We start from the raw sequence: 15,983 nt of genomic DNA on the forward strand, positions 1-15,983 counted from the left end.
TAAGAGAAAGATCACTGAAAGCCAGAGAGATATTCTAACAGAATTGGGGAAAAATTTCGATAAAAAACGGCCTCTCCTTCTGTATGCCTCTTGGGGAACTCGGTGGACTCGTTATTTGGGAGGACACGAAAATCCAAGATTCCCCACTAGGCAAAAACAGAAGAAGAAACCTATGGAGGTGGAGAGAGTCGAACTCTCGTCCTTAGTAAACTCCCCGCTAACCTCTACATGCTTAGTTCCTAGGTACTATACGTTATGTCTCCTCAGCTAGAAACCCCTATAGAGACTAACGACTCTCATTAAATTTCAAACTCATTTCCTCGAGAATTAAAGGACCCAAGTTCTAACCAGATACATGGCGGTGTTTCGAAAACCTCTGGTGGAGCTTGCGAACACCGGGTCACCCGTATTTAGGTAACAACTTTGCTAATTAAGCAGCTACTCTTAGATCTTCGAGATCAGCGAAGCTGATAATTTCGCATTCAGCCTTAGGTTCGGCATTTATTGTTTTGTCGGCTTTTTAGGAGGCCAGCCAACGCCCTCCGCATGCAATTAACGCTTCATTTCTAAGTCGAAACCTTTACACCCCCAGAGCCGAGGATTGTAAGGATTCTGAGTCTTTTCCGCAATGTTTTGATGAGAAATCAATGTAACTTGTTCATTAAAAGCGGATTGTGGTCGAGGCAAAGGGAAATGAAAGAGAGGGGATTCAGGCGATTATATGGGGTTGGCCTAGGAGTAAAAGAGTGGTTCCTCCATTTATTGTGCTCTCTTCCGCTCGCTCGATAAGCATATTTTAATTAACGGTTTAAAAGGCGAATCGATCATAATCCGTTAGTTAAGAAATACCTGTTTAGGAAAGCAGTTAAACTGCAAACTTTGTAAGCAGATCGATCAAACTTTCGAAAGCATCAAAACCCATAAGTGAATAATCAAAGAATGGATAACGAAGATAAGATTAGTATTTCCGCCAAAGAGGAAAAGATTCTATCTTTTTGGAAAGAGCAAGATATTTTCCAAAAAACTTTAGACAATCGAGAGGGCTGCCCCACTTTTTCTTTTTATGACGGGCCTCCATTTGCTACAGGCTTACCGCATTATGGCCACCTGTTAGCAGGTACAATAAAAGATGTTGTATGTCGTTATGCGTCGATGGATGGGCATTATGTGCCCCGGCGTTTTGGCTGGGATTGTCATGGGGTGCCAGTCGAATACGAAGTAGAGAAATCTTTAGGTCTTACCGAGCCAGGAGCTATTGAGCGTTTCGGTGTGGCGAATTTTAACGAAGAATGTCGCAAGATTGTTTTCCGATACGCGGATGAATGGAAATATTTTGTGGATAGGATCGGCCGATGGGTAGATTTTTCTGCAACATGGAGGACTATGGACCTATCTTTCATGGAGAGTGTCTGGTGGGTATTCCGCTCTCTCTATGATCAAGGACTTGTGTATGAGGGGACCAAAGTAGTTCCTTTTTCTACCAAGCTAGGTACCCCGCTATCCAATTTCGAAGCTGGCCAAAATTATAAGGAAGTAGACGACCCTTCTGTCGTTATAAAATTTGCTTTGCAAGACAATCAAGGCTTTCTTCTAGCATGGACCACAACTCCTTGGACTCTTGTTTCAAATATGGCGCTAGCTGTGCATCCTGAGCTCACCTATGTCCGTATTAAAGACAAAGAATCAGGAGACGAATATATCCTGGGACAGGAAAGTTTGCCTCGTTGGTTCCCAGATCGAGAATCTTATGAATGGATAGGACAATTGTCTGGAAAGAGTCTTGTTGGACAAAGTTACGAACCGCTTTTCCCTTATTTCCAAGATAAAAAGGAGTTAGAGGCTTTTCGTATTCTTCCTGCAGATTTTATTGAGGAAAGTGAGGGGACGGGTATTGTTCATATGGCACCAGCTTTTGGAGAAGCTGACTTTTTTGCTTGCCAGGAACATAACGTACCTCTAGTGTGCCCTGTTGATAATCAGGGGTGTTATACCGCTGAGGTGAAGGATTTTGTCGGCGAATATATTAAGTCTGCTGACAAAGGCATCGCTCGTCGATTGAAGAACGAAAATAAACTGTTCTATCAAGGTACAGTTCGTCACCGCTATCCGTTTTGTTGGAGAACTGACTCTCCTTTAATTTACAAAGCAGTGAATTCTTGGTTCGTTGCTGTAGAAAAGGTAAAGAGTAAGATGTTAAAAGCCAATGAATCCATTCATTGGACTCCTGGGCATATCAAACAAGGACGCTTTGGTAAGTGGTTAGAGGGAGCTCGTGACTGGGCTATCAGTAGAAATCGTTATTGGGGGACTCCTATACCTATTTGGCGTAGTGACGATGGAGAGCTTTTGGTCATAGGATCTATCCAGGAACTGGAGGCATTATCTGGACAGAAGATTGTAGATTTGCATCGCCATTTTATTGATGAGATAGAAATTAACCAGAACGGGAAATCTTTCCGAAGAATCCCTTATGTTTTCGATTGTTGGTTTGATTCTGGAGCTATGCCATATGCTCAGAATCATTACCCTTTTGAAAGAGCAGAAGAAACGGAGGCTTGCTTCCCAGCTGACTTTATTGCTGAAGGACTAGATCAGACTCGAGGTTGGTTCTATACGTTAACCGTTATTGCTGCAGCTTTATTCGATCAGCCCGCTTTTAAAAATGTAATTGTAAATGGGATTATTCTTGCGGAAGACGGAAATAAAATGTCGAAGCGGTTGAATAATTATCCTAGTCCAAAAATGATTATGGACGCGTATGGAGCAGATGCTTTGCGGCTGTATTTGTTGAATAGCGTGGTCGTTAAAGCTGAAGATCTTCGCTTTTCCGATAAAGGGGTAGAGTCTGTGCTTAAGCAAGTTCTATTGCCGTTGTCTAATGCTTTGGCTTTCTATAAGACTTATGCGGAATTGTATGGTTTTGATCCTAAAGAAACAGACAATATAGAACTTGCTGAAATAGACTGCTGGATTCTTTCTTCTCTATACAGTTTGGTAGGGAAAACTCGAGAAAGTATGTCGCAATATGATTTACATGCTGCTGTAAATCCTTTTGTGGATTTCATTGAAGATTTAACTAACTGGTATATTCGTAGGTCGCGGCGACGTTTTTGGGATGCCGAGGATTCTGCAGATCGACGGGCAGCATTCTCTACACTTTATGAAGTGTTGGTAGTCTTTTCTAAAGTCATTGCGCCATTCATTCCTTTTATTGCAGAAGATATGTACCAGCAATTACGAGGAGAAACGGATCCCGAGTCTGTGCACTTATGTGATTTTCCTCACGTTGTCCTAGAAAAGATTCTTCCTGATTTGGAAAGGAAAATGCAGGATATTCGAGAGATTGTAGCTCTAGGGCATTCTTTGCGTAAGGAGCATAAACTGAAAGTACGTCAACCTCTTCAAAACGTGTATATTGTAGGAAGCAAGGAGAGAATGGAGGCTTTAGCTCAAGTTGGATCCTTGATTGGAGAAGAGCTTAATGTGAAAGATGTACATTTTTGTTCAGAAACTCCGGAGTATGTAACCACTTTGATTAAGCCTAATTTCCGAACCTTAGGGAAGAAGGTAGGTAATCGTCTTCCAGAAATTCAAAGAGCTCTAGCAAGATTGCCTCAAGAGCAAATTCGGGCTTTTATGCACAAAGGGCAGATGGTTGTTTCTCTAGGAGAAGAGACCATTTCTTTAGATAAAGAGGACATTACAGTTTCTTGGGCATCGGCTGAAGGATTTGTAGCGAGAAGCTCAGCTTCTTTTGTAGCAGTACTGGATTGTCAGTTAACAGAGCCTTTAATTATGGAAGGTATAGCCAGAGAGTTGGTTAATAAGATCAACACTATGCGAAGAAATGGGAAATTACACGTTTCTGATCGCATTGCTATACGTTTACATGCCCCTGTTATCGTTCAGGAAGCGTTCGCTTTACACAAAGAGTACATTTGTGAAGAGACATTAACCACTTCCGTTTCTGTGATCGATTATAAAGAAGGGGAAGAGTGGGATATTAACGGTCACGCAGTGTCCTTCGTTCTGGAGCGAGTTGAGCGTTGAGATCACTATCATTGAGCAAAAAAAGAGGTCTTATTAAAAGACCTCTTTTTTTTTTTGCTCTTAAGGGAATAGCCTATGGTTTTTTCGATAGTACCATAATCCTATGCAGTCAAGAAAAGCTCCTAGAGCCAATCCATTTACGAGGTAGCCAGGTAAACTCAAGGGCGTTATATTGGAAGATAACAATCCTAGACGATTAATAGGCCAGAAGATCCCAACAGGAGATCCTAAAAGATTTTCAACGGGAACAAAACCAAAATCACGGCTATCAGCGCTCATAGGACAATTATCTCCTAAGACAAGCACGTGGCCTTCCGGAATTTTAAGACCGAAATTAGTAATAAAGGAAACAAATTCCTCTGTAGATTCTGGAGGAGGACCTCTGTCAATAAACGCGATGTAAGGTTTGTCTTCAGATGATTGAAGTTCTTTTTCCTCTTCAGACACAATGAATTTCTGTAAGGCAGGATCGCTATCAATAAAAACTGGAGAATCCATAACGAACAGGTTCCCTTGATTGAAAAATGCATAGCGATTAGGGAACGGAGCATATTGAGGGTTTTTAGGAATATAGATCGTGTGGAAACTAATGCCGCAATTAAATAAGTCAATGACCTGAGAATTGCTTAATTGCGTTAAAGGATGCGGCTGTTTGAGTTTCGTTCGAAAGCCACCCATATTAATTTTAAACACGTCTCCTTTAGAAAATTCATAACATCCGTCAGGAATATTTGGCATAGGTAGGGCAAACATCCTGGCCATGCCTGAGGTATTCATGGGAGCAGGTTGGTACTTGTAAGCATATCCATCTACAACTGTAAAACGGGATGTTGTGAGGTTATTACGAATCAAATGAATATGTTCCTTCCTTAAAGGAAGCAAGGTTTTCATAGGTTCGATAGTAGGAATAAGCTGTGTTTCAAATGGACGTAAGTGAGGGTGAGGATAGGAAACATTAGGAGTGTGGGCAATTTCTAGGTAGGTGTCCGAAAGAGGAGAGGGAAGGACATGAGTAAGAGCAGCTTGTTTTTTAGTAAGGATGCGAACTATTGCAAAATTTTTTATTCCGAATAGATCGGCATAGCTAACAGGCTCATTATGAGGATCTTTTAAAGCATAGGGAGTATCATTATGCCAAGCATTCTTATAGAAAAATTGTCCATAAGAAGCCTGTTGAGGGAGAGAAATCTTTCCACAAGGTGTGTGAAATTGGTTAAAGATCACATCTGTTTGCTCTTCTGAATGGGTAAGGATTTCTGGAGTTCCGTCAAAAGAAATATAGGGGACGTGGTAGAGATTCTCTGTATTTTGGGGGAAGATGGGCTCTCCATCGCAATCGATCCCATAAATTTTCCCTCCATAAAAATATACGGTATCTCCAGGTTTACCCATGCACCGTTTTATATAGCGTTTTTTCCCAGGGATGATTCCAAAATACTTAGTGTCGGCGTTAGGGATAGGAAGATCTCCAACAGTGAAGACTACCAGTTCTCCTCGAGTGATAGCCTCAGGTGTATAGCCAATACTTTTGTTACTAAAAGGTAGCCGGAGTCCAAATGTTGTTTTGGAAACAAGAATACGATCTTGTTCAAGAATAGTAGGCCGCATAGATCCTGTAGGAACTTCATATAGCTCAAACCAGAACTGGCGGATTAAAAAAGCAAGAATGGCAGCAAACGTCAAAGCATAGATAAGATCAAAAGTAGCTCGGAGTTTGGATTTAGGGAATCTTTTTTGTATGGCTTGAGCTTGCTTAGCAAAAAGGGAAGCATCTTCCCTATTCTGATCCAAAATAGCCTCTTCAAGCTGTTTCAAGACTTCTTGTAGTTCTTTTTGAGTTTCCGGATGAGAGAGCATTTTTGTGCTTTTCAGCAATCTAAAGGAAGAATGAAGAATGCGACGACTCTTATTCAGGGAATATAAGCGACTCATGTAACTGCTCGTCATTAGATTTAACAGTATTTATGTTAGGAGAGACCTCTCTTCACTACTTTCTATTGTGAAAAAATTTAGATTTTTTTAGAGCAGGATCTACTTAATTCATATGGAGGTCTTTAAGCCAAGGTTCATCTTACATAAAAAGCTTTTTCGGCACTACATTGAAACCGTTTTCGATGAAAGTATGAAGATGGCTAGAAATTGGGAAGAGCTGGATAGGAGGAGGCGGCTTGGTGCCCCATTTCAATAGTCTTAATAATCACTGTCCCTGTAGGAGTATCAATACTAGTCCATAGAGGAAACGCTAAACGTTCATTGTTAGAAAAATATATGAGAATATTTTTTTCTGATAGAGGAGAAGAATCTTTTGGCCAAACAGAAATCCAAGCACTGGAAGGAAGGGTTATGAGTTCTCCATTCAAAGATGTTCGCGGAGACCAGGGGGTGCGTTCTTTCCCTTTGTATTTAATTAAGTGAGAGGGGGCTGGAGATAAAGGGAGTCGAAGGATTTTTACAAAGAAAGGCAAAGGATCTTTTTCTGAGAGAGGCATCCATTGCGCATTTTTGAGAACAAAAATCATAAGAGGATTTTTGGAAATTCGTAACAAGTACACTTTTTTTGAAGATTGGAGTTGATGGAAGGCATTCTTCCAGGAAGACTGTTCTACTAATTTTTTTTCTTGCTGTGTTAGGGAGGCAAATTCAGACATTTCGACCCAAGTCGCTTCCGAAGAACTTTGGCGAATTAAAAAGAAAAATTTTTGAGATCCTCGGCTTAAGACGGCATAGTCTCCGGGGCGGGCAGTTAGAATTTTTTCTTGGATTGATGATTGGAGAGGAGAATGGGCTTCAGCCGAGGGATAGGATATGAAAAATGCCAAGAAAAAAATAAAAACTTTAAGAAGGTTTTGAGGGTGCATTTTTTCTTGCTTTTTCATAAAATGTTCGGGTATGCTCTCCCTTCTGTTATGTGAGATTTTCACATACTAAGATAGTGATTTTGGGGTTGTCAAATGAAAAAAAACACTCATCCTGAGTACAGACAAGTTCTGTTTGTAGATTCTTCCACTGGGTATAAGTTTATTTGTGGGTCTACCTATCAGACAGATAAAACAGAGGTTTTTGAAGGACAAGAATACCCTGTATGCTACGTCAGCGTTTCCTCGTCTTCGCATCCATTCTTCACAGGAAGCAAGAAGCTTGTGGATGCTGAGGGTCGAGTTGATAAGTTCTTGAAACGATACAGTGGCATTAAGCAGTCTGCTCCTAAGCCTGAAACCGTTGTGGAAGATGTTCTTCCCAAGGGTAAGAGGAAATCTCCTGCTAAGAAGAAAAAATAGTTTGAACAGAACTTTCTGTTATCTAGAGAAAAGCGGGGCGAACACCCCGCTTTTTTTGTTTTAATAAGTCTCTCTTTTTGAATCTGACTTTTCAGAGTAAAGTCTAGTGTTCCCCAAAAATTGATTGCCAATGTACACTCTGGTCTTTGTTAGAGAGATACTAGAGTAAAGGCAGAAGAAGTCGTTCATGGAAATAAAAGTTTTAGAGTGTTTAAAGCGCCTTGAAGAAGTTGAAAAGCAGATATCCGATCCGAATATCTTTAGTAATCCTAAAGAATATAGTTCGCTGAGCAAGGAGCATGCGCGTCTTTCTGAGATTAAAAATGCTCATGAGTCATTGGTTGCGACAAAGAAAATTCTTCAGGACGATAAACTCGCTTTATCAACAGAGAAGGATCCAGAAATAGTAGCTATGCTAGAAGAAGGAGTTCTTGTAGGGGAAGAGGCTGTAGAACGTCTATCGAAGCAGTTAGAAAACCTGCTTATTCCACCTGATCCAGATGATGATCTCAGTGTGATTATGGAGTTGCGAGCAGGAACGGGAGGAGATGAAGCGGCTCTTTTTGTAGGGGACTGTGTGCGCATGTATCACCTTTATGCAGCAAGTAAGGGGTGGCAATGCGAAGTTCTCTCTACATCGGAGTCAGATCTCGGAGGCTACAAAGAATATGTTATGGGGATTTCTGGGGCTTCTGTGAAACGTTTCTTGCAGTATGAAGCAGGAACACATCGTGTGCAAAGGGTCCCAGAAACAGAGACTCAGGGTAGGGTACATACGTCTGCGGTAACGGTAGCTGTTCTTCCAGAACCAGCAGAAGATGACGAAGAAGTTTTCATTGATGAGAAGGATTTACGTATTGATACCTTCCGTTCTTCTGGAGCCGGAGGCCAGCACGTCAACGTTACAGATTCTGCTGTGCGTATTACTCATATTCCTTCTGGCGTTGTCGTTACGTGCCAAGATGAACGCAGTCAGCATAAAAATAAAGCTAAGGCTATGCGCGTGCTAAAAGCTCGTATTCGCGATGCAGAAGTGCAGAAGCGCGCGCAAGAAGCCTCTGCTATGCGTTCTGCTCAGGTAGGAAGCGGAGATCGTTCGGAGCGAATTCGAACCTATAATTTTCCTCAAAACCGTGTGACCGATCACCGAATTGGCTTAACTTTATATAACTTAGATCGTGTAATGGAAGGGGAGTTGGATATGATTACGACAGCTCTTGTAACCCACGTACATCGGCAGCTATTCGGTCATGAAGAAACTGCTTAGAGAAGCTTCAGAGTATTTGTTGTCTCGAGGGATTCGGTTTCCTCAAAGGGAAGCCGAAGATATCTTGATGGATTTGTTAGAGATTTCTTCTAGAAGCGCTCTCCATCAGGCGAAGTTATCGAGCGAAGAGCAAAGTCTTTATTGGAAGCGTCTGCGGAAGCGAGGGGATCGTTGTCCTACGGCATACATCCACGGTAAAGTGCATTTCTTAGGGGTTGAGTTGCAAGTAACCCCTCAAGTTCTAATTCCTAGGCAAGAAACAGAAATTTTTGTAGAGCAGATCATTGGTTATCTGCAGATGCACAAGGAAAAGACAACATTTTATGATGTTTGCTGTGGGAGCGGGTGTATTGGTTTGGCAGTGAGGAAGCACTGTCCGCATGTACGTGTTACGCTATCAGATATCAGTCCTGAAGCTTTGGCCATTGCAGAGTCCAATGCTAGAAGCAATGCGCTTGCAGTAGACTTTCTTTTAGGGGATTTGTTTGATCCTTTCTCTTTTCCTGCAGATGTGCTTGTTTGTAACCCTCCTTACCTATCCTATAAAGAGTTTTTTGAATCAGATCCTGAGGTACGGTGTCATGAACCTTGGAAAGCTTTAGTTGGAGGCGTTTCTGGGTTAGAATTTTATCATCGTATAGCTACTCATATTCATAAAATTTTAGTCTCTGGAGGCGTTGGCTGGCTAGAGATTGGCTCAACACAAGGAGAGGATGTAAAGCAAATTTTTCATGCCAAGGGAATCCGAGGACGCGTGTTGAAAGATTATGCGCAATTGGATAGGTTTTTTTTCCTTGAAAATCAAGCTAATGATGCTGTATCCTCTGGGGAGGTTTCTGGCTTTTCCGAGAGATGATTAGTTCTTTATCGCAAAAATTATCTAACATTTTCTCCTCACTTTTTACCGCAAAGAGGGTGACAGAGGAGAGTATTTCCGACTCCATTAGAGAGGTTCGCTTAGCTCTTCTAGATGCCGATGTGAATTATCAGGCGGTGAAGGATTTTATTGCTAAAGTGAAGCAGAAAGTTGTTGGGGAAGAAGTTTGGAAACATGTCTCTCCTGGGCAACAGTTTATCAAGTGTTTGCATGAAGAGCTTTCATCTTCTCTTGCTTCAGAGCAGACCGCTGTTTCGTTACGGGGATGCCCAGCTGTTATTTTACTCTGCGGGTTACAGGGAGCGGGGAAAACGACTACTTGTGCTAAGCTTGCTGACTATTTTCTTCGAGAAAAGAAGGCAAAGAAAGTGCTGGTAGCCTCCTGTGATTTGAAACGTTTTTCGGCTGTAGAACAGTTAGAAGGTTTAGTAAAACAAACAGGAGCAGATTTTTTCCGAAGGGAAGGAAATGATCCTGTGGACATGGCGGCGGAGGCGGTTCAGCATGCGAAAAGCCAAGGATATGATTTAGTCCTTGTAGATACCGCTGGACGGCTTCATGTGGATGATGCGTTGATGGATGAGTTAGTAGCTATTGCTCGTGTAACGAGCCCGTACGAAACCTTGTTCGTTATGAACTTAGCGATGGGACAAGATGCGGTTGTTACTGCAAAAGCTTTTGACGAGCGCTTAGGCTTAACAGGTGTGGTTGTGTCTATGGCAGACGGTGATGCTCGAGCTGGAGCGGTGTTGTCTGTGAAGTCCTTGCTTAATAAGCCAATTAAATTTGAAGGGTGTGGAGAGAAGATAAAGGATCTACGTCCTTTTAACGCACAGTCGATGGCAGAACGTATTCTTGGAATGGGAGATACGATCAGTCTAGTGGACAAGATGCGAGAGTGTATCTCTGAAGAAGAGAATAAAGAGTTAGAAGAAAAGTTAACAAAAGCAACGTTCACTTATGAGGATTTTCATAAGCAGATACTTGCTTTTCGTCGTTTAGGGCCTTTGCGTAAGATCATGAATATGATGCCAAGTTTTGGTGGTGCAAAACCTAGCGATAAGGATTTGGAAGAATCCGAGAAACAAATGAAAAGAAATGAAGCGATTATTCTGTCTATGACTCCAGAGGAACGAAAGGAGTTAGTGGAATTGAGTATGAGCCGGATGAAAAGAATCGCTGCGGGCTGTGGATTGACGCTAGGTGATGTCAATCAGTTCCGTAAGCAAATGATGCAATCTAAGAAGTTTTTTAAGGGAATGACCCGAGAGAAAATGGAACAGATGGGTAAAAAAATGTCTGGAGGGAATCTGTGGCGTTAAAAATTCGTTTAAGACAACAAGGATGTAAGAACCATGTTGTATATAGATTAGTACTAGCTGATGTGGAGTCTCCTAGAGATGGTAAATATATTGAGCTGTTGGGATGGTACGATCCTCATAGCGAGCAGAATTATCAGCTGAAAAGCGAACGGATTTTTTATTGGTTGAATCAAGGAGCTGAGCTTACAGAGAAGGCTGGGGCTTTAGTGAAACAAGGAGCTCCTGGGGTTTATGCTGAACTAATGGCTAAAAAAGTTGCTCGTAGAGCAGTCGTTAGACAAAAAAGACGAGCTTATCGTCAGCGTCTTGCTGCAAGAAAGGCTGAAGCAGCTGCTAAGTAGATAAGGACATAAGGAATGGAGATAGATATTCTCTCTTTATTCCCGGACTATTTTGCTAGTCCTTTACAGGCGACTATTTTGGGCCGAGCAATTAAACAGGGAGCTTTATCTGTTCGCTCCCGAGATATTCGAGAGTTCGGCTTAGGGAAATGGAAGCAGGTAGATGACTCTCCCTATAATGGAGAGGGGATGCTTTTGATGGCAGAGCCTGTGGTACAGGCTATTAGAAGCATAAGAAGAAAGAAGTCCAAGGTCATATACTTATCTCCGCAGGGACAACTTCTTTCCGCAAAGAAAAGTCGTGAACTGGCGTCGTGTTCGCATTTGGTATTGTTATGTGGACACTATGAGGGAATTGATGAAAGGGCGTTGACTGCCGAAGTGGATGAGGAGATAAGTATTGGTGATTACGTTCTCACCAATGGGTGCGCGGCGGCTTTAGTTCTCGTAGATGCTCTTGCGCGCTTCATTCCGGGGGTTTTAGGGAACCAAGAAAGTGCAGAGTACGACTCTCTTGAAAATGGATTGTTAGAAGGTCCTCAGTACACTCGTCCACGGGTTTTTGAGGGTGAGTCGGTCCCTGAAGTGTTGCTCTGTGGAGACCATCAGAAGATTGCGGATTGGAGAAAACAGGTTAGTCTAGAGAGAACTAGAGAACGTCGACCAGATCTGTATCTGCAGTATTTTTATGGTAACAGTGCTTGTTTAAGTACTCAAGAGGATCTCCCTAGGATAGAGGTAGTTTCTCCCAAAACCTTTTCTGTAGTTTTAGAAGTTCAAGATCTTCGAAAAGCTAAGAAGTTCTATTCCAGGATGTTTGGAAAAGAGTGTTGGGACGGAGATAAATTATTCCTTTTAGGGAAGACGAGTTTGTACCTGCAACAGACAAAAGAAACAAGAGGCCCGACCACAGTATTTATAGAGCTGGAGACCGATCATGATTTTGTTCGTTTTTTAAAACGATGGGAAATGCTCGGAGGGGAGCTTGGTGAACAAGGGACGGGAGGGTTTCCTTTAAGACAGGTTTTTGATTTAGATGGCCATATTTGGGTTGTCTCTTGTGTACAGAAATAGAAAAAGAATTTTTAGGTGAAATACAATGGGGAACTTAATCAAGGAATTGCAAGACGAGCAGTGCAGAACTGATCTCGCTGATTTCTGTGTTGGTGACACGATTCGTGTGGCTACAAACATTTCAGAAGGAGGGAAGGAGCGGGTTCAGGTATTCCAAGGAACAGTCATGGCCCGTAAAGGCGGTGGTGCAGGAGAAACAGTTTCTCTTCATAGAGTTGCTTACGGTGAAGGGATGGAGAAGAGCTTTCTACTGAATAGCCCTAAGATCGTAAGTATTGAAGTTGTAAAACGCGGAAAAGTATCGCGTGCACGCCTCTTCTATTTGAGAGGAAAAACTGGTAAGGCTGCTAAAGTTAAAGAGCTTATCGGTTCTCGGGCTGCTAAGAAATAGTAAAGAAAAGAGAGCGGCATTAACCCTTTCTGCTGTTCTCAACGTCAAGAGGTTGCCTTTATATGAAATCGACCGTTGAGCAGGCGATGCTTTTCGAAGAAAAAAGCATTTTTGAGAATCAAGCTATTGAGCAAGGGTACTCACGAGTTGCCGGTGTAGACGAGGCTGGGAGAGGGCCTCTTGCAGGCCCTGTTGTTGCTGGAGCTTGTATCTTACCTAGAGGGAAAGTTTTCTTAGGTATTGATGATAGCAAGAAATTAACTCCTAAACAAAGACGGTATCTTTACGAACTGTTGCTTGAAGATCCTGAAGTCGACTGCGGGGTCGGCGTTGTTTCTGTTGAGCGAATAGATGAGATCAATATTTTGGAGGCTACCAAGGAGGCTATGGTTCAAGCCATAGCTTCTTTGCAAAGCACTCCCGATTTTTTATTGGTTGACGGGTTGTTTTTGCCTCATAAAGTTCCTTCTCTTAAGATTATAAAAGGGGATGCTCGTTCCGTATCGATAGCCGCAGCTTCTATCATAGCGAAGGAATATCGTGACGAGTTGATGCGGAAGCTTCATGTAGAGTACCCCGAGTACGGTTTTGATAAGCATAAGGGGTATGGGACAGCAGCTCATTTACAAGCTCTAAAACATTTCGGCCCTTGTGTATATCATAGAAAAAGTTTCTCTCCTGTGAAAGAGAGTATTCAAGAGGGAGTATGTCAGTAAAGGTTATTTCCCCCTTTTCTCAAGACGGGGTTCAATGCTTTCCCAAGCTTTTTATCATTAGCGCTCCTGCTGGAGCAGGGAAGACAACACTCACCCATATGCTACAAAGAGAGTTTCCTGATGCATTTGAGAAGACGGTGTCGTCAACGACACGTTCGGCTCGTCCAGGCGAAGTGCATGGCGTGGATTATTTGTTTGTATCTGAAGATGACTTTAAGCAATCTTTAGATAGGGAAGATTTTTTGGAATGGGTCTTTTTATTTGGGACTTATTACGGAACGAGTAAGGCGGAGATTTCTAGAGTTCTGCAAAAGGGTAAGCACTGTATAGCCGTGATTGATGTACAAGGAGCTTTGGCTCTGAAGAAGCAAATGCCGGCAGTCACTATTTTTATTCAAGCTCCCTCTCAAGAAGAACTTGAGCGCCGTTTGAATGCTCGGGATTCAGAGAAAGATTTCCAGAAGAAAGAAAGATTAGAGCATAGCGCTGTCGAAATTGCTGCCGCTAGCGAATTTGATTATGTTGTGGTTAATGATGATTTGATTACAGCATATCAAGTTTTAAGAAGTATTTTTATAGCTGAAGAACATAGGATGAGTCATGGCTAGAAAAGATCGTTTAACTAATGAAAGACTGAATAAGCTATTTGATAGCCCCTTTAGTTTGGTTAATTACGTAATTAAGCAAGCTAAGAACAAAATTGCTAGAGGAGATGTTCGTTCTTCTAATGTCGCGATTGAGGCGCTGAACTTCCTGGATCTTTATGGCATTCAGTCCGAATACGCTGAAAGAGATGATCGAGAGAGACATTTGTCTGCTACAGGAGAGAGACGAAGAGAACAAGGTTTCGGAACATCCAGAAGAAAAGATCCTTCTCTGTACAACTGGAGCGACGTGAAATAGTGGAATCTTCCCGTATTCTTATTACTTCTGCGTTGCCTTACGCAAATGGTCCTTTGCATTTTGGACATATTACCGGTGCTTATTTGCCTGCAGATGTTTATGCGCGTTTTCAGAGACTACAAGGCAAAGAGGTCTTGTATATTTGTGGTTCTGATGAATACGGAATCGCAATTACCCTTAATGCAGAGTTGGCAGGCATGGGGTATCAAGAATATGTCGACATGTATCATAAGCTTCATAAAGATACCTTCAAGAAATTGGGAATTTCTGTAGATTTCTTTTCCAGAACTACGAACACTTATCATCCTGCTATTGTGCAAGATTTCTATCGAAACTTGCAGGAACGCGGACTGGTAGAGAATCAGGTGACCGAACAGCTGTATTCTGAGGAAGAAGGGAAGTTTCTAGCGGACCGTTATGTTGTAGGTACTTGTCCCAAGTGTGGGTTCGATCGAGCTCGAGGAGATGAGTGTCAGCAGTGCGGTGCCGATTACGAAGCTAGAGATCTGAAAGAGCCTCGTTCTAAATTAACGGGGGCAGCTTTATCTTTACGTGATACGGAACATGCTTACTTGCATTTGGAGCGCATGAAAGAAGATTTGCTTGCTTTCGTGCAAGGTATTTATCTACGTCCTCATATACGTAATTTCGTTACGGATTACATCGAGCATTTACGTCCTCGAGCAGTGACTCGAGATTTGTCTTGGGGAATACCCGTTCCTGATTTGGAAAATAAGGTATTCTATGTATGGTTCGATGCTCCAATTGGTTACATAAGTGGAACTATGGATTGGGCAGCATCGATTGGAGACCCTGAAGCTTGGAAGAAGTTTTGGTTGGACGATACTGTGACCTACGCACAGTTTATAGGTAAAGATAATACTTCTTTCCATGCGGTTATTTTCCCTGCTATGGAAATAGGACAATCTCTTCCCTATAAGAAAGTGGATGCTCTTGTAACATCAGAATTTTTATTGTTAGAAGGTTTCCAGTTCAGTAAATCGGATGGGAATTTTATAGACATGGATGCGTTTTTAGAAACGTATTCCTTGGATAAACTGCGTTATGTGTTGGCAGCGATTGCTCCAGAGACTTCGGATAGCGAATTCTCTTTCCAAGAGTTCAAGACGCGATGCAATTCTGAGCTTGTAGGGAAGTATGGAAATTTTGTGAATCGAGTTCTAGCTTTTGCTGTTAAGAATGGATGCACAGAGCTTTCTTCTCCTCAATTAGAGCAAAAGGATTTGGATTTTATCTCAAAATCTCAAAAACTTGCTAAGGATGCAGCCGAACATTACGCACAATACAGTTTGCGTAAGGCGTGTTCCACGATTATGGAATTAGCTGCTTTAGGGAATGGCTATTTCAATGATGAAGCTCCATGGAAATTGGCTAAAGAGGGTAACTGGAATCGGGTACGCGCTATTCTATTCTGTGCTTGTTACTGCCAGAAGTTGCTAGCTCTCATTTCCTATCCTATTATGCCTGAAACAGCATTGAAGATTTTGGAAATGATAGCTCCACATTCCTTAGATCTAGGTTCCCAAGATCCAGATAGATTACAATCTCTTTGGACAGATTCCTTTTTTGATTACTCGGAAGAGAAATTTTCTCTGAAAGAGCCTGAATTATTGTTCACAATGGTAGAGTGATTCTCCACGGTAATCTTCACGGAGAGAAAGAGGGGTTTCATTTATAGAACCCCTCTTTTTTTTTGTGCAAAAAGCAATCCGCTCGGAATACATCACTGCAACTAATATTAGA

The 15,983-nt window shown here is 42.0% G+C and carries 14 protein-coding genes and 1 other RNA gene; 12 read left to right on the forward strand and 3 right to left on the reverse strand.

The window, feature by feature from the left end; translation table 11 throughout:
- Positions 1 to 170: 170 nt before the first annotated feature.
- Positions 171 to 590, reverse strand: a transfer-messenger RNA (tmRNA) gene (ssrA, locus tag CTA_RS04840).
- 349 nt (positions 591 to 939) lie between these two features.
- Between ssrA and ileS the strand changes: the two genes are divergently transcribed.
- The gene (gene ileS / locus CTA_RS00100; RefSeq protein WP_011324523.1) at positions 940 to 4,050 is read left to right on the forward strand and encodes an isoleucine--tRNA ligase; all 3,111 of its coding nucleotides are present in this window, start codon (positions 940 to 942) and stop codon (positions 4,048 to 4,050) included.
- Between the two features lie 60 nt (positions 4,051 to 4,110).
- On the opposite strand, the gene lepB is transcribed toward ileS, so the two are convergent.
- Together lepB and CTA_RS00110 are read right to left on the reverse strand one after the other, a co-directional pair.
- Positions 4,111 to 5,997 (reverse strand): signal peptidase I, encoded by a 1,887-nt coding sequence (lepB, locus tag CTA_RS00105; protein ID WP_011324524.1) that lies wholly within the window; start codon positions 5,995 to 5,997, stop codon positions 4,111 to 4,113.
- A 185-nt stretch (positions 5,998 to 6,182) separates the two neighbouring features.
- Positions 6,183 to 6,926, reverse strand: a complete 744-nt coding sequence (locus CTA_RS00110; protein WP_010724988.1) for a hypothetical protein — start codon at positions 6,924 to 6,926, stop codon at positions 6,183 to 6,185.
- Positions 6,927 to 7,001: 75 nt separating this feature from the next.
- Between CTA_RS00110 and CTA_RS00115 the strand changes: the two genes are divergently transcribed.
- From CTA_RS00115 to metG, 11 genes are all read left to right on the forward strand, one after another.
- Complete coding sequence (locus tag CTA_RS00115) at positions 7,002 to 7,328, forward strand: type B 50S ribosomal protein L31 (RefSeq protein ID WP_011324525.1); 327 nt, start codon at positions 7,002 to 7,004, stop codon at positions 7,326 to 7,328.
- Positions 7,329 to 7,515: 187 nt separating this feature from the next.
- Positions 7,516 to 8,595, forward strand: coding sequence for a peptide chain release factor 1 (gene prfA, locus CTA_RS00120; protein WP_009871370.1), 1,080 nt, complete (start codon positions 7,516 to 7,518; stop codon positions 8,593 to 8,595).
- Entirely contained in the window at positions 8,579 to 9,451 is an 873-nt protein-coding gene (gene prmC, locus CTA_RS00125; protein WP_009873502.1) for a peptide chain release factor N(5)-glutamine methyltransferase, read from the forward strand. Before prfA ends, prmC begins: the two co-directional genes overlap by 17 nt.
- The gene (gene ffh / locus CTA_RS00130; protein WP_011324526.1) at positions 9,448 to 10,794 is read left to right on the forward strand and encodes a signal recognition particle protein; all 1,347 of its coding nucleotides are present in this window, start codon (positions 9,448 to 9,450) and stop codon (positions 10,792 to 10,794) included. Before prmC ends, ffh begins: the two co-directional genes overlap by 4 nt.
- The gene (locus CTA_RS00135; protein WP_011324527.1) at positions 10,785 to 11,135 is read left to right on the forward strand and encodes a 30S ribosomal protein S16; all 351 of its coding nucleotides are present in this window, start codon (positions 10,785 to 10,787) and stop codon (positions 11,133 to 11,135) included. Before ffh ends, CTA_RS00135 begins: the two co-directional genes overlap by 10 nt.
- 15 nt (positions 11,136 to 11,150) lie before the next feature.
- Positions 11,151 to 12,209 (forward strand): tRNA (guanosine(37)-N1)-methyltransferase TrmD, encoded by a 1,059-nt coding sequence (gene trmD / locus CTA_RS00140; RefSeq protein WP_009873014.1) that lies wholly within the window; start codon positions 11,151 to 11,153, stop codon positions 12,207 to 12,209.
- 25 nt (positions 12,210 to 12,234) lie between these two features.
- Complete coding sequence (gene rplS, locus CTA_RS00145; RefSeq protein WP_009871375.1) at positions 12,235 to 12,600, forward strand: 50S ribosomal protein L19; 366 nt, start codon at positions 12,235 to 12,237, stop codon at positions 12,598 to 12,600.
- 62 nt (positions 12,601 to 12,662) lie between these two features.
- Positions 12,663 to 13,316, forward strand: a complete 654-nt coding sequence (locus CTA_RS00150) for a ribonuclease HII (RefSeq protein WP_011324528.1) — start codon at positions 12,663 to 12,665, stop codon at positions 13,314 to 13,316.
- Positions 13,307 to 13,924, forward strand: a complete 618-nt coding sequence (gene gmk, locus CTA_RS00155) for a guanylate kinase (RefSeq protein ID WP_009871377.1) — start codon at positions 13,307 to 13,309, stop codon at positions 13,922 to 13,924. The genes CTA_RS00150 and gmk overlap by 10 nt, the downstream gene beginning before the upstream one ends.
- Positions 13,917 to 14,219 carry a hypothetical protein gene (locus tag CTA_RS00160; RefSeq protein WP_009871378.1) on the forward strand — a complete coding sequence of 101 codons (303 nt, stop codon included), beginning with the start codon at positions 13,917 to 13,919 and terminating at the stop codon, positions 14,217 to 14,219. The genes gmk and CTA_RS00160 overlap by 8 nt, the downstream gene beginning before the upstream one ends.
- A complete protein-coding gene (metG, locus tag CTA_RS00165) occupies positions 14,219 to 15,871 on the forward strand; it encodes a methionine--tRNA ligase (RefSeq protein WP_011324529.1) in 1,653 nt (550 codons plus the stop codon). Before CTA_RS00160 ends, metG begins: the two co-directional genes overlap by 1 nt.
- Positions 15,872 to 15,983 lie beyond the last annotated feature (112 nt).

It is taken from the genome of Chlamydia trachomatis A/HAR-13 (assembly GCF_000012125.1).
Classification (GTDB): domain Bacteria; phylum Chlamydiota; class Chlamydiia; order Chlamydiales; family Chlamydiaceae; genus Chlamydia; species Chlamydia trachomatis.

What these genes read in the sequence shown, in the direction of transcription:
- ileS (WP_011324523.1), top strand. Translation starts at nt 940, where the DNA reads ATGGATAACGAAGATAAGATTAGTATTTCCGCCAAAGAGGAAAAGATT.
- lepB (WP_011324524.1), bottom strand. Translation starts at nt 5,997, where the DNA reads ATGACGAGCAGTTACATGAGTCGCTTATATTCCCTGAATAAGAGTCGT.
- CTA_RS00110 (WP_010724988.1), bottom strand. Translation starts at nt 6,926, where the DNA reads ATGAAAAAGCAAGAAAAAATGCACCCTCAAAACCTTCTTAAAGTTTTT.
- CTA_RS00115 (WP_011324525.1), top strand. Translation starts at nt 7,002, where the DNA reads ATGAAAAAAAACACTCATCCTGAGTACAGACAAGTTCTGTTTGTAGAT.
- prfA (WP_009871370.1), top strand. Translation starts at nt 7,516, where the DNA reads ATGGAAATAAAAGTTTTAGAGTGTTTAAAGCGCCTTGAAGAAGTTGAA.
- prmC (WP_009873502.1), top strand. Translation starts at nt 8,579, where the DNA reads ATGAAGAAACTGCTTAGAGAAGCTTCAGAGTATTTGTTGTCTCGAGGG.
- ffh (WP_011324526.1), top strand. Translation starts at nt 9,448, where the DNA reads ATGATTAGTTCTTTATCGCAAAAATTATCTAACATTTTCTCCTCACTT.
- trmD (WP_009873014.1), top strand. Translation starts at nt 11,151, where the DNA reads ATGGAGATAGATATTCTCTCTTTATTCCCGGACTATTTTGCTAGTCCT.
- rplS (WP_009871375.1), top strand. Translation starts at nt 12,235, where the DNA reads ATGGGGAACTTAATCAAGGAATTGCAAGACGAGCAGTGCAGAACTGAT.
- CTA_RS00150 (WP_011324528.1), top strand. Translation starts at nt 12,663, where the DNA reads ATGAAATCGACCGTTGAGCAGGCGATGCTTTTCGAAGAAAAAAGCATT.
- gmk (WP_009871377.1), top strand. Translation starts at nt 13,307, where the DNA reads ATGTCAGTAAAGGTTATTTCCCCCTTTTCTCAAGACGGGGTTCAATGC.
- CTA_RS00160 (WP_009871378.1), top strand. Translation starts at nt 13,917, where the DNA reads ATGGCTAGAAAAGATCGTTTAACTAATGAAAGACTGAATAAGCTATTT.